This is a genomic window from Acidovorax sp. SUPP2539 (genome assembly GCF_030158975.1).
In the GTDB taxonomy this organism is placed as follows: Bacteria; Pseudomonadota; Gammaproteobacteria; order Burkholderiales; family Burkholderiaceae_C; genus Paracidovorax.
This window is the reverse complement of record NZ_BQXJ01000008.1, coordinates 245,316-266,458: the sequence shown is the minus strand read 5'-3', so window position 1 is coordinate 266,458 and position 21,143 is coordinate 245,316. Positions and strand designations below refer to the sequence as shown.

20 protein-coding genes are annotated in these 21,143 nt (G+C 66.2%); 15 read left to right on the top strand and 5 right to left on the bottom strand.

What is annotated here, in order from left to right:
• The 4 genes from AVTE2539_RS23880 to AVTE2539_RS23865 form a co-directional block, all read left to right on the top strand.
• The coding region (locus AVTE2539_RS23880) for an RHS repeat-associated core domain-containing protein (protein ID WP_284414507.1) at positions 1-1,800 on the top strand (1,800 nt) is incomplete at its 5' end.
• On the top strand, positions 1,797-2,231 hold the full coding sequence (locus tag AVTE2539_RS23875; protein ID WP_284414505.1) for a hypothetical protein: 435 nt from the start codon (positions 1,797-1,799) through the stop codon (positions 2,229-2,231). The genes AVTE2539_RS23880 and AVTE2539_RS23875, both read left to right, overlap by 4 nt.
• 138 nt (positions 2,232-2,369) lie before the next feature.
• On the top strand, positions 2,370-2,576 hold the full coding sequence (locus tag AVTE2539_RS23870; RefSeq protein ID WP_349817216.1) for a hypothetical protein: 207 nt from the start codon (positions 2,370-2,372) through the stop codon (positions 2,574-2,576).
• A 44-nt stretch (positions 2,577-2,620) separates the two neighbouring features.
• A complete protein-coding gene (locus AVTE2539_RS23865; protein WP_284414541.1) occupies positions 2,621-3,166 on the top strand; it encodes a hypothetical protein in 546 nt (181 codons plus the stop codon).
• Between the two features lie 489 nt (positions 3,167-3,655).
• Here the strand turns inward: AVTE2539_RS23865 and AVTE2539_RS23860 are convergent, their stop codons facing one another.
• Complete coding sequence (locus tag AVTE2539_RS23860; protein WP_284414503.1) at positions 3,656-5,653, bottom strand: peptidase U32 family protein; 1,998 nt, start codon at positions 5,651-5,653, stop codon at positions 3,656-3,658.
• A gap of 186 nt (positions 5,654-5,839) precedes the next feature.
• Between AVTE2539_RS23860 and AVTE2539_RS23855 the strand changes: the two genes are divergently transcribed.
• The 6 genes from AVTE2539_RS23855 (at position 5,840) to AVTE2539_RS23830 (ending at position 12,164) form a co-directional block, all read left to right on the top strand.
• Complete coding sequence (locus AVTE2539_RS23855; RefSeq protein WP_502868973.1) at positions 5,840-6,994, top strand: branched-chain amino acid ABC transporter substrate-binding protein; 1,155 nt, start codon at positions 5,840-5,842, stop codon at positions 6,992-6,994.
• A 189-nt stretch (positions 6,995-7,183) separates the two neighbouring features.
• A complete protein-coding gene (locus tag AVTE2539_RS23850) occupies positions 7,184-7,435 on the top strand; it encodes a hypothetical protein (RefSeq protein ID WP_284414501.1) in 252 nt (83 codons plus the stop codon).
• A gap of 58 nt (positions 7,436-7,493) precedes the next feature.
• Positions 7,494-8,891 carry a tRNA adenosine(34) deaminase TadA gene (gene tadA / locus AVTE2539_RS23845; protein ID WP_284414537.1) on the top strand — a complete coding sequence of 466 codons (1,398 nt, stop codon included), beginning with the start codon at positions 7,494-7,496 and terminating at the stop codon, positions 8,889-8,891.
• 62 nt (positions 8,892-8,953) lie between these two features.
• Entirely contained in the window at positions 8,954-9,937 is a 984-nt protein-coding gene (locus AVTE2539_RS23840; RefSeq protein ID WP_284414499.1) for an LD-carboxypeptidase, read from the top strand.
• Between the two features lie 178 nt (positions 9,938-10,115).
• Positions 10,116-11,072: an adenylate/guanylate cyclase domain-containing protein gene (locus AVTE2539_RS23835; RefSeq protein ID WP_284414498.1), complete on the top strand. Its 957-nt coding sequence runs from the start codon at positions 10,116-10,118 to the stop codon at positions 11,070-11,072.
• A gap of 75 nt (positions 11,073-11,147) precedes the next feature.
• Entirely contained in the window at positions 11,148-12,164 is a 1,017-nt protein-coding gene (locus AVTE2539_RS23830; RefSeq protein WP_284414496.1) for an asparaginase, read from the top strand.
• Between the two features lie 21 nt (positions 12,165-12,185).
• Here the strand turns inward: AVTE2539_RS23830 and AVTE2539_RS23825 are convergent, their stop codons facing one another.
• Positions 12,186-12,860, bottom strand: a complete 675-nt coding sequence (locus tag AVTE2539_RS23825; protein ID WP_284414494.1) for a hypothetical protein — start codon at positions 12,858-12,860, stop codon at positions 12,186-12,188.
• Positions 12,861-13,032: 172 nt separating this feature from the next.
• Between AVTE2539_RS23825 and AVTE2539_RS23820 the strand changes: the two genes are divergently transcribed.
• The 5 genes from AVTE2539_RS23820 (at position 13,033) to AVTE2539_RS23800 (ending at position 17,786) form a co-directional block, all read left to right on the top strand.
• On the top strand, positions 13,033-13,755 hold the full coding sequence (locus tag AVTE2539_RS23820) for a hypothetical protein (RefSeq protein ID WP_284404528.1): 723 nt from the start codon (positions 13,033-13,035) through the stop codon (positions 13,753-13,755).
• 405 nt (positions 13,756-14,160) lie between these two features.
• Positions 14,161-14,826 carry a haloacid dehalogenase type II gene (locus AVTE2539_RS23815; protein WP_284414492.1) on the top strand — a complete coding sequence of 222 codons (666 nt, stop codon included), beginning with the start codon at positions 14,161-14,163 and terminating at the stop codon, positions 14,824-14,826.
• Entirely contained in the window at positions 14,826-15,917 is a 1,092-nt protein-coding gene (locus AVTE2539_RS23810) for a phosphotransferase (RefSeq protein WP_284414490.1), read from the top strand. Before AVTE2539_RS23815 ends, AVTE2539_RS23810 begins: the two co-directional genes overlap by 1 nt.
• Entirely contained in the window at positions 15,914-17,260 is a 1,347-nt protein-coding gene (locus tag AVTE2539_RS23805) for an aspartate aminotransferase family protein (protein WP_284414488.1), read from the top strand. The genes AVTE2539_RS23810 and AVTE2539_RS23805 overlap by 4 nt, the downstream gene beginning before the upstream one ends.
• A gap of 25 nt (positions 17,261-17,285) precedes the next feature.
• On the top strand, positions 17,286-17,786 hold the full coding sequence (locus AVTE2539_RS23800) for an Lrp/AsnC family transcriptional regulator (RefSeq protein WP_284400048.1): 501 nt from the start codon (positions 17,286-17,288) through the stop codon (positions 17,784-17,786).
• A gap of 151 nt (positions 17,787-17,937) precedes the next feature.
• Here AVTE2539_RS23800 and AVTE2539_RS23795 read toward each other — a convergent pair whose 3' ends face one another.
• The 3 genes from AVTE2539_RS23795 to AVTE2539_RS23785 all read right to left on the bottom strand — a co-directional run bounded on the left by AVTE2539_RS23795 (position 17,938) and on the right by AVTE2539_RS23785 (position 21,114).
• Entirely contained in the window at positions 17,938-19,212 is a 1,275-nt protein-coding gene (locus tag AVTE2539_RS23795; RefSeq protein WP_284400045.1) for an acyl-CoA dehydrogenase family protein, read from the bottom strand.
• Positions 19,213-19,274: 62 nt separating this feature from the next.
• A complete protein-coding gene (locus AVTE2539_RS23790; RefSeq protein ID WP_284414487.1) occupies positions 19,275-20,360 on the bottom strand; it encodes a phosphotransferase in 1,086 nt (361 codons plus the stop codon).
• A gap of 34 nt (positions 20,361-20,394) precedes the next feature.
• The gene (locus AVTE2539_RS23785; protein ID WP_092743762.1) at positions 20,395-21,114 is read right to left on the bottom strand and encodes a Crp/Fnr family transcriptional regulator; all 720 of its coding nucleotides are present in this window, start codon (positions 21,112-21,114) and stop codon (positions 20,395-20,397) included.
• Between the last annotated feature and the right edge of the window lie 29 nt (positions 21,115-21,143).

Sequence of the window (21,143 nt, the reverse complement as noted above, 5' to 3'; positions counted from 1 at the left end):
CTGCACCGGGAGGTCGCGCGCAGCCTGCAGCTGGAGGGCGGCGCGCAACGGGTCCATGCCGCAGTCACCCAGACCCGGCGCCTGGACCCCATGGGCCGGCTGCTGCAGCAAGACTGGCAAGGGCTGCTCTCGGCAGGCGCGGCGCAGGCACCGGGCCCGCTCGCCGCCCTGTCCGTGCGCCGCTACACCTACGACGCGCTGGGCCAACTGGTGGGCGTGCAGACCCCGTTGGATGCCACGCGCTACCACTACGACGTGCACCAGCGCCTGACCGGCGTGGTGCATGCGGTCGCCGACACCGTGCAGCAGCGGCGCTGGCGGCTCGATCCGGCGGGCAACCGGCTGCCGGACCCCTCGGGCCAGGAGGCGGCCCCGGGTGCGGACCGCCAGGACTGGGCGAGCCAGGTGCAGCAGAACCTGCACGACCCGGGCTTCGATCTGCTGCAGCCGCAGGGCGGTGCGCCAGGCCGCGCGGGCGGTCCGGTGCAGCAGTGGCCGGGCAACCGCATCGGCTGGAGCAGCGCAGCGGAAGGGGGCACCCTCCATTACCGCTACGACGCCTTCGGCAACCGGGTGCAGGCGCAGCACGCCGATGGGCGCACGCTGCGGCTGGAGTACGACGCGCTGCACCAGTTGGCGGCGGTGTCCGAGCAGGCGCCGGGCGAGCCGGGCTGGACGCCGGTGGCGCGCTACCGCTACGACGCGTTCGGGCGGCGTCTGGGCAAGGCCGTGGTCCGCGAAGGACACCGGGAGAGCACCCACTACGGCTGGGACGGCGACCGGCTGGTGCACACGCAGGATGGGCAAGGCATCCGGCACACGGTGTACGAGCCGGCCAGCTTCGTGCCGCTGCTTCAGCTGCAGCGCAGGCAGGGGGCCAAGGATGCGGTGCAGTTGCTGATGCAAGCAGAGCCGGGCGAAGACACCACGGATGCGGCGGCCAGCTTCGCGGCCATGCCGCGCGCGCAGCGGGAGATGGTGCAGGCGGCGCTGAACACCGTGCTGGACCCCGCCAGCGGCGCGCAGGCACTGGCCCTGGTGCAAAAACACATGCCGCAGGATCTGGCGCAGGCCATGGCGGGCAGCGTGAGTCAATTGCAGGCCGAGCGACAGGCCCAGGCAGCGGGCAACCCGCTCACCATCCGGCACTACCTGTGCGACCACCTGGGCACGCCGATCGGGCTGGTGGATGGCAACGGAGAGAAGGCCGGCGAGATCACCTGGGCGGCCAGCTACGGCGCCTGGGGAGATGTGCAGGAGGAATACAACCCGCACCGGATCGAGCAGAGCATCCGGCTGCAGGGCCAGCAGATCGATGCCGAGACCGGGCTGCATTACAACCGCTTCCGGTACTACGACCCTCACCTGGGGCAGTACATCACGCAGGATCCCATCGGGCTAGATGGGGGAGTTAATAAATATATTTACCCTCTTAATCCAATAATTTATGTAGATCCTCTGGGTTTGACAGAGACGACCACTCCTGAACTGGCCAATCAAGATGGACGTGCCAGCGGAGTCAATAAAGTAATAGGAATAAAAAAAGGTGGGGAGAAAATAAATAATGGTGCTAAAAAAATGGAAGGCGCTAACAAAAAAGATATGGATGTTTATGATTGCATCATGAGTGGTCCTGCTTGCAGTAAGAGTTCTGCTGAGATGGAAGATATGAGAGAATCAGCAAGGAAAGAAAGAATTCAAGGTATGAAAGATATCGGGCAAGGTTCGGTTGATGTCTATAAGTCAACGCCAGGAACATTGGGGAATGGCATTCCTGGTGGGAGAATTCCAAAACCATGAAAAAATTATTTATTTCATTTTTTACGGCAGTTTCTGTTGTGGCGTTTGCACAAGCTGATGCCCCTGCGAGAAATTCAATTGTAAAAATTAATGGCCATGAATTTATTCTGCCTACGGGATGTGTTCAGATTGATGGCAAACGTTATCGGTTTAGATGTTTGCTCTCGACGGGAGAAGACGTTGCATTGGGTGTGGATGAAGGGCCAAATTTCGAAAAAATAATAAAATCTCCAAATGATAAGGAGGGGGTTTTAGATAGGATTGTGCAGGAAACGTCCTATGGATATTATGTGAAATACCTTTCTCGAAAGAATGGAAGTCAATATAATTTTATATATTTAAAAGATAAGGAAATTACTGTTTTTGGTGGGGATGTAGCATTGGTCTACTATTTTTCTATGCTTATTAATGATGTCAAAATTGATAATTAAAAATGGCGTGATCAAGTGTGGAAATGGGCTTGCCATACTTTAAAAAAGAAACCTACTCAGAGAGCGCAGCACATCGGTCGTTAGCTAGGATGCATACGGCACTGCCTGTGCGACCATCTGTGCACGCCGATCGGACGGGTGGATGGCAATGGCGAGAAGGCCGGCGAGATTACCTGGGCAGCCAGCTACGGTGCCTGGGGAGACATGCAGGAGGAATACAACCCGCAACGGATCGAGCAGAGCATCCGGCTGCAGGGCCAGCAGATCGATGCCGAGACCGGGCTGCATTACAACCGCTTCAGCCACACCTGGGGCAGTACATCACGCAGGATCCCATCGGCCTAAATGGGGGTAGAAATTTATATCTCTATACAAATCAACCCATCACCATGATTGACCCGCTAGGATTGGAGGCCAATATCGTGGGCCATCCAGCTGCCGGTCCAGTGGGGAAATTGACCAATCCGAATTCGCATCATCTTGCCATTGAACTTAAACCAGATGACGCGAATTGTGATCTTGCTGGTGTAAAGACTCTTGGAGGCCAACCTTCTGGAAACTTTGCGAATGGCTATCTTGTATCGCGTTCCAACTATCCTGGAGATTCAAAAGGCATAGATGTAAGGCAGGCCATTCAAAAGCCGGAAGGAATGACGGATTGTGAATTTCTCAAGAAGCTGAAGAAGGCATCGGAAGAATACTGTAATTGCCTTCCGTATTCCAAGCCTAATGTCTCTCTGATTCCTGGAACGCAGGATGGGCAAATGGATCCCGGTACATACAATAGCAACTCATATGTGTCTGGTGTCATACAGAGAGCTGGAGCAGTTCCTCCAACGCTAAACACTGGAGGCAATTGGCAGGCACCTGGATACGGCAATCCTTTGCCTATCAGCAATATTGTTGCCCCTGTTGGAACAGTCGAGGTCAAATGATGAAAGGGCGATTTTTGGATGCGGCGATAGGATCGTTGAAGTTGCTTTTTTATCTTTGCGCCATTATTTTCTTGTCGGTGTTTTCAATGTATTTCATTGATTACAATACGAATTGGCTTGAGGCCTTGCCAAAGAGGGAGTATTTGGTTTTGGCGGTCGCAACACCCTTTTGCTTGTTTGCAATAACGAGGTTTAAGTTTTCGTCAATTTTTGTGGCTGCTGTGTTCTTGGTTCCAAGTTTTTATGTAATATATTTTATTGTGGCCTGTTCGGTTTTTAAAGACTGTATTTAAAATCGCTGCTTAAACGCCCCTGGCTTATCATCCTGTTTTCTACTCTTTTGCGAAAGACGTTTAGGCAAGACCGCACCTCGCGGGTTGTTCTCGGCCGCAGATTCTGGCCCTCCGTTTGAGGCTGATGGGGGTCGGGTGTAGCCGGGGCGAATGTCCCGGGGCATGCGGCGGCGGCCAAAGCCGCGTTGCAACGGTGCTATCCCGCCACAGGTCGTGTGCGGTAGAACTGCATCGGCACCGCCTGCATATCGCGCGCGTGTTGGTTGAGCACCGACTTCTTCATCTTGCCCACGACGTGCATCTCGCACGGCTTGCAGTCAAAGCGCAGGGTGAGTTTTTCCTTGCCGTTGATGAGCTGCAGCGGCTCGGCCTTGATGGTGCCCTTCACGCCGATCACGCCCTTGGCCTGCTTGGGGCACAGGCTCATGGAAAAGCGCACGCAGTGCTTGGTGATCATCAGGCTGACTTCGCCTTCCTCTTCCTTCGACTCGTAGGCCGCATCGATCACCTTCACGCCGTGCTTCACGTAGAAGTCGTGCGCCTTCTGGTTGAACACGTTGGCCAGATAGGTGAGCGTGTCTTCGGGAAAGGGCACGGGGGGCTGGACGGGCTCGGCGCGGGGCAGGCGTACGAGGCCGGCGGCGCGTGCGGATTCGAGCGCGGCCACCGCGTCGCGGCGCAGCGGGTTCAATGCCGAGGCCGGCACGAACCAGGGCTGCGACAGGCTCAGGGCGATGTCGTGCACGGAGAACACCGTGGCGCCGAAGCGGCCGAGTTGCTCGCGCAGCGTGGCCTCGGCTTGGGGGCCATCGGTGGCGCGCTGGTGCGGGTGCACGATCGCCGCGCTGCCGACGAAGCCGTCCTCGTCGGTCAGCGTGAGGTCGAAGCCGTCGGGCGTTTCGGACAGCTGTGCCCACAGGCCGATGCGCCGGTCGCTCGACTTCTTGTCGAGGGTGCGCACCCAGTCCATATCGCGGTTGCGGTTGATCTCCAGCCCACGGCGCAGATCCTTGAAGCCGGCGATGGGGTCCTTGGGGAACACGCGCCACAGGCCTTTCCGGGCGTTGACCGCCTCGGCGCGGTTGATCTGCAGGCCCACCAGTTCCTTTTGCAGGTCGTAGTAGCACAGGCCGTCGCCGTTGTGCAGCACGGTGTCCGGGCTGGACAGTTCGAGTTCGGCGAAGTTCTCGCCCACCTTGGTGACCCACCCGATGGCGCGGCCCGGCGTCTTGGGCGTGTCGAACGCGCCGATGTCGTCCTGGCGTCCGTTGACGAAGTAGTCGGTGAACTCGCGGTTGAAGTTCTGGTCGGGGTCGGGCGTGAAGGTGAACGTGGTGCGCCCGGACGACGAGCGCGCCAGCGGCTCGGACGAGAACTCGCGCTCTTCGATGATCTCGTCGAGCAGCTTGCGGTAGTGCGCCGTGATGTTCTTCACGTAGCCCATGTCCTTGTAGCGGCCCTCGATCTTGAAGCTGCGAACGCCCGCATCGATGAGCGCCCGCAGGTTGTCGCTCTGGTTGTTGTCCTTCATCGACAGCACGTGCTTTTCGTGGGCGATGATGCGTCCGCTGCCGTCCAGCACCTCGTACGGCAGGCGGCAGGCCTGGTTGCAGTCGCCCCGGTTGGCGCTGCGGCCGGTGTGCGCATGGGTGATGTAGCACTGGCCGGAATAGGCCACGCACAGCGCGCCGTGCACGAAGAATTCGATGGTGGTGCGCGCCGGGTCGGTGGCGGCGCGCACGGCGGCGATCTCCTGCAGGTCCAGCTCGCGCGCGATCACGATCTGCGACAGGCCCGCGTCCTGCAGGAAGCGCGCCTTCTCGGGCGTGCGGATGTCGGTCTGGGTGCTGGCGTGCAGCTGGATGGGCGGCAGGTCCAGTTCGAGCAGGCCCATGTCCTGGATGATGAGCGCGTCGGCCCCGGCGTTGTATACCTGCCAGGCCATCTGCCGTGCGCCTTCCAGCTCGTCGTCCCGCAAGATGGTGTTCAGCGTGACGAAGATGCGGCTGTGGAAGCGGTGCGCATGGCGCACCAGGCGCTCCAGGTCGCGCAGATCGTTGCCCGCGCCGGCCCGGGCGCCGAAGGCCGGGCCGCCGATGTACACGGCGTCGGCGCCATGGTTGACGGCCTCGATGCCGATGTCGGCGTCGCGCGCCGGGGAAAGCAGTTCGATCTGGTGGGGCAGCAGGGACATGGGGCGCGATTATCCCAGCGGGCGCTGCCGGTGCCTACCCGGGCCGGCATTAGCGGCGCGAATGCCCCGCAATCTGCACTGAATTGGTGCGATTTATCCCGGAACCGGTGCGTGGCGCGGCTAGCATACGCACGCCTTGCCGCCGGCCCCGGCGGCTTTCCAACGACAAGGATGGAGACTTTGAGAGTGCTGAACGCTTCCCGACTGAGTTTTTCCCTGCGGTCCACCGCGCTGGCCTGCGCGGCCCTGGTGGCCTGCGGCGCCGCCATGGCCCAGGACGTGCAGACCGTCAAGATCGGCCACGCCGGCCCCCTGTCGGGCGGCATCGCCCACATCGGCAAGGACACCGAAAACGGTGTGCGTCTGGCGCTGGACGACCTGAACACGCAGAACCTGGTGATCGGCGGCAAGAAGATCCGTTTCGAGCTGGCCGCCGAAGACGATGCCGGCGACCCGCGCCAGGCCACGGGCGTGGCGCAGAAGCTGTGCGACCTGAAGGTGGCGGGCGTGGTCGGCCACCTGCAGTCGGGCACGTCGATTCCCGCCTCGTCCATCTACGACAAGTGCGGCCTGCCCCACATCACGGCCGCGGCCACCAACCCCGACCTCACCAAGCCCGGCTACAAGACGACCTTCCGCCTGATCGCCAACGACAGCGCGCTGGGCGCGGCGCTGGCCCTCTACGCGGCGGACCATCTCAAGCTCAAGACCGTGGCGATCATCGACGACCGCACGGCCTACGGCCAGGGTGTGGCGGCGGTGTTCAAGGCCACGGCGCTTCAAAAGGGCCTGACGGTGGTGTCCGAGGAGTTCACCAACGACAAGGCCACGGACTTCATGGCCATCCTCACCGCCATCAAGTCCAAGAAGCCCGACGGCATCTTCTACGGCGGCCTCGATGCCCAGGCCGGCCCCATGCTGCGCCAAATGGAGCAACTGGGCCTGGGCTCGGTGAAGTATTTCGGCGGCGACGCGCTGTGCACCGAGAAACTGCCCGACCTGTCGTCCAAGGCGGCCGTGCTCAAGAACGTGACCTGCGCCACGGGCGGGGCCTCGGTCACCAAGATGCAGGGCGGCGCCGAATGGAAGAAGCGCTACGACGCCAAGTTCCCCGGCCAGTTCCAGATCTACAGCCCGTACGCCTACGACGCGGCCATGGTGCTGGTGGACGCGATGAAGCGTGCCGACTCGGTGGACCCCAAGGTCTACGCGCCATTCCTGGCCAAGACGCAGTACAAGGGCGTGACGGCGAACATCGCGTTCACGCCCAAGGGCGAGTTGACGGCGCCGGCCGTGACGCTGTACCACTACCCGGCGAACGCGCGGGTGGCCCTGAACTGATCCTGCACCCCGAGCGCGCCCGCCAGCGCGCTGTTCTTCGTTACAGTGGCGGCTCTGTCCGGCGGCGCCGCCGATGCCACTCCCCGTGCGATTTCGATCCCGTGACCCCGTGAATGGGGCGCAGGGTGGAGTCGGCGCGCGGCAGAGCATCGGGCCGCCGCCGGTCGCGCAACACACGGAGAACTGACCATGCGCATGGGATTCGGACTCGTGGGCCTGCTCGTGGCCCTGGCGATCGTCGCCGTCCTCGTGAAAAAGCAGATGGGCGCCACGCGCGCCTCCGTGCCCGTCATCGCGGTGCCGGGCGCCCAGCCGCCGGCCAGCGGGGCCTCGGCCGTCACCGTGCGCCAGCAGAGCCAGCAGGTGCAGCAACAGGTCAAGCAGCAGATGGAGGCGCTCATGCAGCAGGCCCGCCCCATGCCGGAAGACGAATCCAAGTGAAATCGGGCCCATGCCGGCGTTTTTCATGCCCTGATAGCTATAAAAATAATAGCAAATGATGGATTCGGCCGACGATGAAGATGCGCGCTGGATGCGCCACGCCCTGGCCGAGGCGCGTGCTGCGGCCGAGGCGGGCGAGGTGCCGGTGGGCGCGGTGGTGGTGCGCAACGGCGAAGTCATCGCCACGGGCCGCAACGCCCCCATCGCCGGCCACGATCCCACCGCCCACGCCGAGATCGCCGCGCTGCGGGCGGCGGCGGCGCATCTGGGCAACTACCGGCTGGATGGCTGCACCCTCTACGTCACGCTGGAGCCCTGCGCCATGTGCAGCGGCGCCATGCTGCACGCCCGCCTGCCGCGCGTGGTCTACGGTGCGCAGGACGCCAAGACCGGCGCGGCCGGCTCGGTCGTCGATCTGTTCGCCGAGCCGCGGCTGAACCACCACACCCAGGTGCGGCGCGGCGTGCTGGCCCCGGAGTGCGGCGAGTTGCTCAGCGGTTTTTTCCGCGAGCGGCGCAGCCAGCAGCGTGCCCGGGCGCTGTCGGCCCACCCGCTGCGCGACGATGCGCTGCGCACGCCGGACGCCGCCTTCGCGGGCCTGCCCGATTACCCCTGGGCACCGCACTACCTGAGCGACCTGCCCGCGCTCGCCGGCTTGCGCCTGCACTACCTGGACGAGGGTCCGCGCGATGCAGCCCGCACCTGGCTGTGCCTGCACGGCCTGCCCACCTGGAGCTACCTGTACCGCCACATGCTGCCGGTGTTCACCGCCGCGGGCGACCGGGTGGTGGTGCCCGATCTCATCGGTTTCGGCCGCAGCGACAAGCCCAAGAAAGAGGCCGCCCACCGCTTCGAATGGCACCGGCAGGTGCTGATCGAATGGATCGAACGGCTGGACCTGCGCCACGCCGTGCTGGTGGTGCAGGGCTGGGGCGGGGCGCTGGGCCTGACGCTACCCATGGCCTTGCCCGGGCGGTTCGACGGCGTGCTGGCCATGAACACCTGGCTCGCCGGCGCCGATGCGCCGGTGCCCCATCGCCTGCAGGCGTGGCAGGCGGAATGCGCCCGGGCCGGCCGCAGCGCGGGCGCAGGCCGCCTGGTGGCGCAAGCGGCCGGCAGCCCGCTGCTTCCCGAGGCGCAGGCGGCCTACGATGCGCCGTTTCCCGATGTGGGCTTTCGCGCTGCGCTGCGGGCGCTGCCGCAGGCCGTGGCGGCGCAACCCGAGGGCGCCGCCATGGCCCTGGCCGCCCGCCGCTTCTGGCAGAGCGAATGGACAGGCCGCAGCCTGCTGGTGGCCGGCGCACCGGACGCCGCGCTGGGCCCTGCGGCCATGCAATCCCTGCAGGCCCTGGTGCGCGGCAGCCCGCCGCCGCTGGCGGTGCCCGGTGCGGGGCATTTCGTGCCGGAGCAGGGCGCCGAAATCGCCGCGCGGGCTGTGGAATACTTCCGACCCTAGCGCGCCGGCCGCACCGGCGCACACACCGCATCCACCGGAGCAGGCCGCGCGGCCTGAATGCCTTGTCCCTTGCATCCCATGACGACCACGCCCATTGCGGCCACGACCACGGCCCCCGGCACATCTACATCTACTCGCCCTCCGGCGCGGTGCGCGACAAGGCGGCGTTCAAGCGCGGCATCGCCCGCCTGAAGGCCCTGGGGCACGAGGTCGAGGTGGATGCCGATGCCCTGGCCACGCACACGCGCTTCGCGGGCGACGACGCCACCCGGCTGGCGGCCATCCACCGCGCGGCGGCCAGCGGCGCCGACCTGGCCCTGATCTCGCGCGGCGGCTACGGCATCACCCGCATCCTGCCGGGCATCCGCTACAAGGCGGTGGCCAAGGCGGTCGCGGGGGGCACGCGCTTCGTCGGCGTGAGCGACTTCACGGCGTTCCAGAACGCACTGCTGGCCAAGACCGGCGCCATCACCTGGGCCGGCCCCTCGCTGTGCGGAGACCTGGGCCCGGAAGGCGAGCCCGACGACATCATGCTGGCCTGCCTGGACGACCTGCTCACCGGCCACGGCGAGGGCAGCGGCTGGCGCATGAACGCCGAAAAGCCCAACGCCGCCGGCCAGCCCGCAGTGCGCGACATCTACGTGAAAAGCGCGCAGCTCTGGGGCGGCAACCTCGCCGTGCTGGCCGGGCTGGTGGGCACGCCCTACCTGCCGGCGGTGCGCGGCGGCATCCTCTTCATCGAGGACGTGAACGAGCACCCCTACCGCGTGGAGCGCCTGCTCACGCAGTTGCTGCACGCGGGCGTGCTGGCGCAGCAGAAGGCCGTGATCCTGGGCCAGTTCACCGGCTACAAGCTCGCACCGCACGACAAGGGCTTCAAGCTGCAGAGCGTGGTGGACTGGCTGCGCACGCAGATCAAGGCGCCGGTGCTGACCAACCTGCCTTACGGCCATGTCGCCACCAAGGTGCTGCTGCCGGTGGGCGCCTCGGTGTCGCTGTCGGTCGAAGGGCGCGACGCGCTGCTGTACTGGGGCCACACCCACTGAGGAACGCTGGGGCCCCTTCCATGGCCCGCTGCAGGCGGCCCGAGCCGGCCCCATAATTTGCATTCCGTTTCCATTCCTTCCTCTACGTGCCTCGTCTGTTCGCGTGTGTGCACGCATCCCTGATCGCTGAAAACCCTGGCGCCACCTCGCGGTCAGGCGCTGGCCGGAGGGCCGCGCCATGACGGGCGGCACGGTGCACACCGTCGTGTTCGCCGACATCGCGGGCAGCACCGCGCTGTTCGAGGCCGTAGGCAATGCACGCGCGACCGCCGCCGTCACCCAGCTGACCGACTGGATCGGCGAGACCGTCACCACCCATGGCGGCCGCGTGGTCAAGACGCTGGGCGATGGCGTGCTCGGCGTGTTCGAGGACGGCGCGGCCGGCGTGGCCGCCATGGCCGCCATGGCCGCCATGGCCGCGATGATGCGCAGCCACCACCACCGCATGCACGCCTGGCCGCGCGAACTGCGCCTCGACCTGCGCGCGGGCCTGGCCAGCGGCGAGATCGTGCAGGTGGATGGCGACTGCTACGGCGACGCGGTCAATGTGGCCGCCCGGTTGTCCGAGCGTGCCGGCCCGCGCGAGATCTGGGCCACCGAAAGCACCGTGGAGCAGGCGGGTTCGGTGGACGGCACCTGGTTCGTACGCCTGGGCGCCATGGACCTGCGCGGTCGGTCCGAGCCCATCGTCATGTACCAGGTCGAATGGCGCGATGGCGAGGAGGGCGATTCGGTCACCATGCAGGCGGCGCTGCCCAGCACGGTGATGCCGCTCGATTCCGGCAGCGCCTGCCTGGAACTGTCCTGGGGCGGCGCGCACCGCGCCTTCCTGTCCACCCAGACGCCCGTGCACCTGGGCCGCGCCACGCAGGCCCAGGTGCATGTGGGCGACCCCCGCGTCTCGCGCCTGCATGCCCGCATCGACTGGCGCAACGGCACCTTCGTGCTCACCGACCTCAGCAGCTTCGGCACCTGGGTGCACTTCGGGGGCGGCAGCACCGTCGTCAACCTGCGCCGCGACGCCTGCCTGCTGCATGGCACGGGGGTGATCGCCCTCGGGGTGCCGCTGGGCAAGGCGGCCGGCGGGCCGACGGTGGGCTTTCGCGTGTCGGGCGGCACCGTGCTTCCGCACTGACGCGGCAGCGCCGGGATCTTTTCATCCGCCTGCCCGAGGGCAGACCCACTCCCAGAACGAAAGCGAGCGGCCCCAATGCACCATGCACCGTTGATCGAACTCACCCGTGGCGGCATTCCCGAAAGCCTGCATGCCGGCTCGGTGGCCGTGGTGGACCGGCAGGGCCGGCTGCTCGCGCAGGTGGGCGACCCGTGCGCGCGGGTGTTCACCCGCTCCACCATCAAGGCCTTCCAGGCCCTGCCGCTGCTGCAGTCCGGCGGCGTGAACGCCCTCGCCTGGGGCGAGCGCGAACTGGCACTGCTGTGCGCCAGCCACAACGGCGAGGCGCAGCACGTGCAGGTGGTGCAGGGCATGCTCGACAGCGTGGGCCAGGACCACACCGTGCTGCGCTGCGGCTGCCACGTGCCCCTGTTCGCAGCCCTCGGGCTGGGTACGGTCGCGCCCGGTGCCGTGCACGACGAGCGCCACCACAACTGCAGCGGCAAGCATGCGGGGTTCGTGGCGTACTGCGTGCAGCAAGGCCTTTCCTTGCCCGACTACACCGACCCCACGCACCCGCTGCAGATCCAGGTGCGCGAGCAGGTCGCCAGCGCCGTGGGGCTCACGCCCGGCGACCTGGCGATGGGCATCGATGGTTGTTCGGTGCCCAACTACGCCATGCCGCTGGCGCACCTGGCGCGGGGCTACGCCCGGCTGGCCGGCGAAGCACCGCAGGACAGCGACCTGGGCCCGCACCTGGCGGCGCTGGCCGATGCCATGGTGGCGTTTCCTGCACTGGGCTCGGGCACGGGGCGGCACGATGCCGACTTCATGCGGGCCGGCGGGGGCGACTGGGTGTCCAAGACGGGCGCCGATGGCGTGCAGGTGCTGGGCAGCCGCAGCCGGGGCGAGGCCTTCGCGCTCAAGGTCATGGACGGCAACATGACCGCGCAGATCGCCGCCGCCGTCGAGGTGCTGGACCAGCTGGGCTGGATGAATGCCGCCCAGCGCGCCGCGTTGGCGCCCTGGCGCGCCGCACCGCTGCTGAGCGCGCGCGGCGTGCCCGTGGGCGAGCGCCGCCCGGTGTTCCGGCTGGAGCGCGCCGCCGTTTGAGGCCGACAGGCCGCCGCCGCTTTATGGGTAAGCGCTGGCCGCTGCAAAAACAGTCGCAAAAGACCAGGTGTCCGGCAGGATGTACGCCACGCCCGCCGACTGGCCGAACACGGGGGCGATGAGCCGGTCGTAGAACGCCGCGTCCACATTCACGCAGCCGTAGGAAATCCGCTTGTCCTGGGCGCTGCCATGCACCAGCCGCTCGCGCCGGCGCTCTGCGGGGCTCACGCTGCGCAGCCGGTGCAGGGACACGGCGGCGTCGTAGTCGATCCAGACGATGTCGTCGCCGCGCAGGTTCAGCCCCGGCTCGGTGATGAAACGGCCGGCCGGGGTGGTGCGCTCTTCTGGCCGGATCTTCGACAGGGGCTTGTCACCGATGCCGGGCACCGAGGCGTCCCCGCGGGCGGAGCCCAGCAACACGGCTGCGCTGCCGCGCCAGCGCCCGTCGGTGGCAAAGACATGCAGGCGCGCGCCCAGCTTGTCGATCACTGCGAACGGCAGGCCGCCATGGTCGGCCGTTCCCTGCACCCATCGCACCAGTTGCACCGCGGTGTCGGAGGTGCCCTCGGGCGGCCAGGTCGCCCCGGTGCCTGCCCGTGCTCCGACAGCGGGCAGCAGCCCCAGGGCCGCTGCGGCGATGGCGGTCCGGCGCGAGAGGGCGGCGGTGTGGGCCGGGGTGGCGGAGGGTGCGGTCATGCGGCGATGTGGGGCGACCCGGCAGAAACGGCCCGGCAAGTACCGAAGAAGTCCCAAAAAAAGTCCCAAGGGGTGGAAAGTGCCGTGCATGCTAGCGTGTGTGTGCAGAGGTGGCGGGTTTGGGCGAATAATGGCTGCTTCTGCCGAGCCTTTGCCCTGATTTTTTCACACCATGTTCGAGCGCTTTCGCAAAGCCTTCGCCTTGGGCCCACGCCCCGACGATCCTCCGCGCCCCGTGTCGCTGGAGGACACCGAGCAGTGGGCGGCCGCGCAGGGCCTGGCTTTCTCGCGCACCGCGGAGCCGGGCGGGTTCCTGATGCTGGGCCAGTACGAAGGGCGCACCTGGCGCCTGGAGTGCGGGGCGCCGCAGCGCCACTACCTGCGGGGCACGGAACTGCGCGCACGCATCGATGTGGGCGTGGAGCCCGACGTGGCGCTGATGCTGGTATCCCGCCCCCTCAAGGAGGCACTGGAACGCGAAGCCTACGGTGCCTTCACCGACACGCTGCAGACCTCGTTGCCAGGGGACCTGCCCGAGGAAGTGCGCTGGCTCGCCATGTTCGAGGAGATGGCGTGGCCCGGCGTGCCGCTGCCTTTCTGGCAGCATTTCGCGGTGGTGGGCGAGGGCGGCCTGCACGCCAAGCGCTGGGTGCAGCCGTCCATGGTGTCCCATCTCCTGGAGATGCTGCTGCCGGCCCAGGGCGAGCCCGATGAAGCGGGCACGCGCGCGCCGAAAGCGCCGCCGCTGATGCTGATGGTGGCGCGCGGCAAGGTGTCGCTGCGCATCGAATATCCCGGCGACCACCTGCAGACACTGGCCGATGCGGTGATGCTGCTGCACGAGGCGGCCCGCAGCGCCCTGCAGCACCTGCCGCAGGGCACAGCGAAGAACTAGGACCGGCTGGCACGAATTGCGCCGAGGCGGACTCGCTGCGACCGTGAATGCAGGGAGATCGCAGCGGCTCGCTGCGGGCCGATCGAGCGCGGTCTTCCAACGCGGCGAGCCAAGGCTGGCCTGACGAATCGGCAAGTGCTCAGCGCAACGGGACCTGCCCGTCGGCGCTGGGATTTCAGCCCCATTTCCCCATCGGGCCACCCCTGCGTGATCGCATGCGCAGGGTGCGCCTCGCGATGCGGTAGTGGCCGCCATCGCGCCGGACGAGGGCAAAACAACGCTATCCAAAAATGCCAGGCCCCGTGCAGATTGACAAAGAAACTGCTCGGGACTCGCATCGATATGGCATCTCCTGTAAAGGGTGCAGTCCTAGACTCGTTTCACCTCAACACAGCAGATCTGCCCATGATCTTCAAACCTCGATTCATCAGCTTCGACTGCTACGGCACGCTCATCAACTTCGAGATGGGGCCGACGGCGAAGGTCCTGTTCAAAGACCGGGTGGCGGCCGATCGGATGCCGGCGTTCCTGGACAGTTTTCGGGCCTATCGCCTCGACGAGGTGCTGGGCGACTGGAAGCCTTTCTACGACGTGGTGGCGAACGCCGTCCAACGTGCCTGCAAGGCGCACGGCATCGAATGCCTGGCATCGGATGCCGCCGCTTTGTACGCCGCCGTGCCGACCTGGCAGCCACACCCGAACGTGGTGGAAGTGCTGGAGGCGATCGCGCCGAAAGTACCGCTGGTCATCCTGTCGAACTCGATGGTCGACCTCATTCCCCACAGCGTCGCGCACCTCAAGGCCCCGTTCCACGCGGTCTACACCGCCGAGGAGGCGCGCGCGTACAAGCCTCGCATGCAAGCCTTCGAATACATGTTCGACCGGCTGGGGTGCGGGCCCGATCAGATGATGCATGTCTCGTCGAGTTTTCGTTATGACCTGATGACGGCGTCCGATCTGGGGTTCATGGCCAAGGCCTTCATCGACCGGGGCCATGAGCCTGCGTCGAGCGACTACGGCGTGTGCCGCCTGACAGACGTTCGCCAGCTTCCTGCATTGCTCGGACTCTGATGCTACGCCTCGACCCCCACCTGGGAACCCAGGGCGCGATGCGTGACCAAGCCGCGGCACTGAGCACGGCAGCGCCCCAACTGGCGCCAGACGAGGTGCAGGGGCTGGTGAAGCGCCTCTACGGCCTCGACGTCGGCGTGAGGGCACTCGCTGGCGAGCGCGACCAAAACTGCGCGTTGGAATCGGCCGACGGCGCGCGCTACGTGTTCAAGATCAGCAACCCTTCCGAGCGGGTGGAACTGGTCGATTTCCAGATCGCCGCCATCGAGCACATCGCCCGCACATCGCCCGGCCAGCCGGTTCCGCGCGTGGTGCGGATGCTGGACGGACGCGCGCGCGATACCGTGGAACTCGCCGGGGGCATCCAGACCACCGTGCGCATGCTCACCTACCTGGATGGCATCCAGATTCGGGAGACACCGCGCACCGTTGCCCAGCGGGTGGCGATGGGCCAAGGCCTGGCCGCGTTGAACCTTGCCCTGCAAGGCTTCACGCACCCGGCGGCGGCCCATGATCTGCTGTGGAACGTGTCGGCAGCGCATCGTCTGACCGTCCAGCTCGATAGCCTGGTGGAAGGCCCGAGGCGCGTGCTGGCCCAGTCGTTCATGGCCCGCTTCGTCGACCACGTGCTGCCTCGCCTTGCTTCGTTGAGGGCGCAGGTGATCCATAACGACTATCACCTCTACAACGTGCTGGTCGCGCCGCACGACCCGTCGCGCATCACCGGCATCATCGACTTCGGCGACATGCTGCACGCGCCATTGGTCGGCGAGGTGGCCACGGCAGCGGCCTTCCACATGGCCGGCTGCGCCGATCCGTTCGAAGGGCCAGCGCAGTTCGTCAGGGCCTACCAATCCGTTGTGCCGCTGACCGAGCCGGAGCAGGAGATCGTCGCCGATCTCATGGCGACGCGCCACCTGATCACGGCCTTGATCTCGGAGTGGCGTGCCTTGCGCTATCCCGAAAACCGCGACTACATCATGCGGCACAACCCGGCGGCCTGGCAGGCGCTGTCGCAGATGGCAGACCTTTCCCGCCACGAGGCGCGCGACCGCCTGTTGACCCCCACACCCACTGAAACACCGCCATGAAAACCACTGCTGATTTCAATATGGTCAATGCCTACATCCCCGGCCGGGCCCAGGTCGGCCCCGCCACCGAAGCCATGATCGATCGGCGCAATGCGCTGCTCGGCCCGGCCTACCGGCTGATGTACGAGCATCCGCTGCACATCGTGCGTGGTGACGGCGTTTGGCTGATGGACCCGCAGGGCCGCCGCTACCTCGACGCCTACAACAACGTCACTTCGCTCGGCCATTGCCACCCCGCAGTGACCGAGGCGATCTGCCGCCAGGTGACGACGCTCGCGACCAACACGCGCTACCTCCACGACACCATCCTCGAGCTGGCCGAGCGCCTCCTGGCCAGCGTGCCGGGCACGGATCTGGCCCACCTGATGCTGACTTGCACCGGCAGCGAGGCCAACGACCTGGCTTATCGCATCGCCAAGGTGCGCACCGGCGGCACGGGGGTGATCGTCACCGACACGGCATACCACGGCATCACGGACGCCGTGTCGCAGTTCTCGCCCTCGCTGGGCCCGACCGTCGACCTGGGGGCGCACGTTCGCCTGGTGCCGGCGCCGCGCCGTTATCACGCCGAGGGTGCCGACCTCGGCGAGCGCTTCACGCGTGACGTCGAGGCGGCCATCGCCGACCTGCAGCGCCACGGCATCCGGCCGGCCGCCTTGATCGTCGATTCGCTTTTCACCAGCGACGGCATACTGCCCGAGCCCGCGGGCTTCCTGAAGGGGGCGGTCGAGGCGATCCAGCGCGCTGGCGGGCTGTTCATCGCCGACGAGGTGCAGCCTGGCTTCGGCCGCACGGGCGAGCATCTGTGGGGCTTCCAGCGCCACGGCCTCGTTCCCGATATCGTCACCATGGGCAAGCCCATGGGCAACGGCCAGCCGATCGCCGGCATCCTTGCGACAGCCGACGCCCTGGCGGAATTCGGCAAGAACTCCCGCTACTTCAACACCTTCGCCGGCAACACGGTCTCATGCGCAGCGGCCCTGGCGGTGTTGGAGACCATCGAGCGGGACCGACTGGTGCCGCACGCGGCCAGGATCGGCCGATTGCTGCTCGACGGCATCGCGGGGCTCGCCGCGAAGCACGAGGCCATCGGCGACGTGCGGGGGGCGGGGCTCTTCGTGGGCGTCGAACTGGTATCGAACCGGGCGACGCGGGCGCCGGCGCGCGAACTCACCAGCCGGGTCGTCAACCGGATGCGCGACAAAGGCGTGTTGCTCAGCGCGTGTGCCCAGGGACACAACGTGCTCAAGATCCGCCCGCCGCTGGTGTTGTCGGCGGAGCAGGCCGGCATGGTCGTCCAAGCGCTCGACGAATCGCTGGCCGAGACATGCACCACAAGGTAAGGCGGCTTGGCCATACGATAGCGCCATGAAATCCGCCATCCTGTTCGATCGGTTTGACCTCAAGATCCTCGCGCATCTTCAGCGCGAGGGGCGCTGCTCAAACGTCGATCTGGCCAAGTCGGTGGGGCTGAGCCCCAGCCCATGTCTCCTGCGCACGAAGCGGCTGCAGGAGATCGGACTGATCCGTGGCTACAGCGCCGACATCGCGCTCGAAAAGCTGGGGGATCACGTCATCGTGTTCTCCGAGGTCACCATCGGCAGCCACCGGCCGCATGATTTTCGAAAGTTCGAGGAAGGCGCCGGGAAGTACCAAGAGATCGTCGAGTGCTACAACGTCAGCGGCGGATACGACTACCTGCTCAAGATCGTGGTGTCGGGCATCGGCGCTTTTCAGGCGCTGATGGAAAAGATGCTGGAAGACGATATCGGCATCGAGCGTTTCGCTTGCCGGATTGTGCTGCGCCAACCGCATGGACGGCGCGAGTACCCCTTGGGGGCCATTGCGGCTCGGCAGCGTTGGGAGTGACGGTGGGCTCCGGGTCGGGGGCGCCCCGTGCCACTTTTCGATGCCATGGAAAAACGCCCCGTGATCCGGGGCGATCGCAACCTCTTGGAGTGGAATCTGAAGGGCAGGGGCCCGGGATGCGTGGGCCCCTGCACCTTGGGGCTGCAGGCAGTCAGCAGCCGCGCGTGATGGGCGGCTCCACGCTGCTGCCGTAGGTTCCGTACTTGCCCAGTTCCCACTTGGCGATGGCGTTGCGGTGCACCTCGTCCGGGCCATCGGCGAAACGCAGGGTGCGCGCGTTGGCATAGGCATAGGCCAGCGGAAAGTCGTCGCACATGCCGCCGCCGCCATGCACCTGCATGGCCCAGTCGATCACCTGGCAGGCCATGCTGGGAGCGACCACCTTGATCATGGCGATCTCGGTGCGTGCGACCTTGTTGCCGGCCACGTCCATCAGCCACGCCGCTTTCAAAGTGAGCAGGCGGGCCATGTCGATCTTGCAGCGGGCCTCGGCGATGCGCTCCTGCGTCACCGTCTGCTGCGAGACCGGCTTGCCGAAGGCGACGCGGCTGCTGGCGCGGCGGCACATCAGCTCGAGCGCGCGTTCGGCCAGGCCGATGAGCCGCATGCAGTGGTGGATGCGGCCCGGGCCCAGTCGGCCCTGGGCGATCTCGAAGCCGCGGCCCTCGCCCAGAAGGATGTTGGAGGCGGGCACGCGCACGTTCTCGAACACCATCTCCACGTGGCCGTGAGGCGCGTCGTCGTAGCCGAACACGTTCAGCGGTCGCAGGACGCGGATGCCGGGCGTGTCGGCGGGCACCAGCACCATGCTCTGCTGGGAGTGGCGGGCCGCTTCCGGATCGCTCTTGCCCATGGTGATGAACACCGCGCAGCGCGGGTCCGCCGCGCCCGAGATCCACCACTTGCGGCCGTTGATGACGTACTCGTCGCCCTGGCGTTCGATGCGCGTCTCGATGTTGGTCGCGTCACTGGAGGCCACGTCGGGCTCGGTCATGGCGAAGGCCGAACGGATCTGCCCCTCCAGCAGCGGCTTGAGCCAGCGCGCCTTGTTCTCCTCGCTGCCATAGCGGGCGATGGTCTCCATGTTTCCGGTGTCCGGCGCGGAGCAGTTGAACACCTCGCTGGCCCACGGCACGCGGCCCATGATCTCGGCCAGCGGCGCGTATTCCTGGTTGGTCAGCCCGGCGCCGTCATAGCCCGAGGCGGCGGCGCTGTCCACCGGCAGGAACAGATTCCACAGCCCGGCGGCGCGGGCCTTGGGCTTGAGCTGCTCGATGGTGTTCAGGGCCGTCCAGCGCTTGCCGGCGGCGGTGTTGGCCGCCAACTCGGCGGCATAGGCGGGCTCCGAAGGGTAGATGTGGTCGTCCATGAACTGCCGCAGGCGTGCCTGCAGGTCCTGGGTCTTCGGTGAGTAATCAAAATCCATCGCGGTCCTCCGGTTGAAAGGCTTGGGAGCAGGCCGGCGGTGCTGCATCGCCGGCCGTGGTTTCACATGCGCTGGGCGAACCCCCAGGCCATCTGGGCCAGGGGCCGGGCGCCTTCGCCCGAGGTGCGTGCCTGGGCGCTGGAGGCGGTGCCGGCTTCCACCCGCTTGGCGATGCCTTGCAGGATCGAGGCCAGGCGGAACAGGTTGTAGGCCAGGTAGAAATTCCAGTCGGCGCGCAGCGCCTCGGGCGTGGTGAAGCCGGTGCGCTCGCAATAGCGGCGGATGTAGTCGGCCTCGTCCGGAATGCCCAGTGCCGCGATGTCCAGCCCCGCGATGCCGCGGAACATGCCCGGCGGGATGTGCCAGGCCATGCAGTGGTAGCTGAAATCGGCCAGTGGATGGCCCAGGGTGGACAGCTCCCAGTCCAGCACCGCGATCACGCGGTTCTCGGTGGGGTGGAACATCAGGTTGTCGAGCCGGAAGTCGCCATGCACGATGGACACGCGGTTCTCGTCGCGCGCGCTCTCCGGAATGTGCGCAGGCAGCCACTCCATGAGCCGGTCCATCTCCTCGATGGGCTGGGTGATGGAGGCCGCGTACTGCTTGCTCCAGCGGCCGATCTGCCGGTCGAAGTAATTGCCGGGCTTGCCATAGCCGGCCAGGCCCCGGTCGGCGAAACGCACCGTGTGCAGTGCCGAGATCACGCGGTTCATCTCGTCGTAGATGGCGCCGCGCTCGGCCGGTTGCAGGCCGGGCAGCGACTGGTCCCACAGCACACGGCCTTCCATGAACTCCATCACGTAGAACGCCCGGCCGATCACCGACTCGTCCTCGCACAGCACATGCATGTGGGGCACGGGCACGTCGGTACCGGCCAGCCCGCTCATCACCGCGAACTCGCGCTCGATCGCATGGGCCGATGGCAGCAGCTTGGCGACCGGCCCGGGCTTGGCGCGCATGACGTAGCTGCGGCCCGGCGTGACGAGCTTGTAGGTGGGGTTGGACTGGCCGCCCTTGAACATCTCTACCGTCAGCGGTCCGGCGAATCCATCCAGGTTCCGGCCCAGCCAGTCGCTCAGGGCCCGGGTGTCGAACGCATGCTGATCGGAGACGGGCCGGGTGCCGATGAAGTGGTCGTAGTTGCTCATGGAGTGCGGTGGAGGTGGGAGGCCGGCGGGTCGGTCAGTTGTCGGTTTCTGCGATGCGCATCAGGGCTTCGCGGTCACGCACCACGAGGCCGCCCGGCTCGATGCGGATGGCGTCCTCGCGCTCCATCGATTTGAGTTCCTGGTTCACGCGCTGGCGCGAAGCGCCCAGCAATTGCGCCAGCTCTTCTTGCGCCAGTTGCAGGCCGATGCGCATCTCGCGCCCGTCCGAGAGGCTGGGAATGCCGTAGCTGCGCACCAGGTGCAGCAGCTGCTTGGCCAGCCGCGCGCGCAGGGGCAGGGTGTTGAGGTCTTCCACCAGCCCGTAGAGCTGGCGGATGCGCCGGGCATGCAGGCGCAGCATGGCTTCGTAGAACTCCACATGCGCGCTGAGGATCTTGCGGAAGTCGGCCTTGGCCACGCACAGGATGGTGGTGTCGCCATGCGCATAGGCATCGTGCGTGCGGCGGTCCCCGTCGAAGATCGCCACGTCGCCGAACCAGATGCCGGGCTCCACGTAGGTCAGCGTGATCTGCTTGCCCGAGATGGAGGTGGAACTCACCCGCACCGCGCCGCGGGCGCACGCGATCCATTCCTCGGGCGGATCGCCGCGGGCGGCGATCAGGCCGCCGTCCTTGAAGCGTTTGACGTACGCGCATCGGAGAATGTCGTGCCGCAGAGAAGGGGAGAGGGAAGAGAACCAGCGACCGGTATTGATCGCTTCACGTTCTTCGATGGTAAGAATGGGGTCGTCCATTGGTCTGTCTTTTGGGTGACTGGTATCGC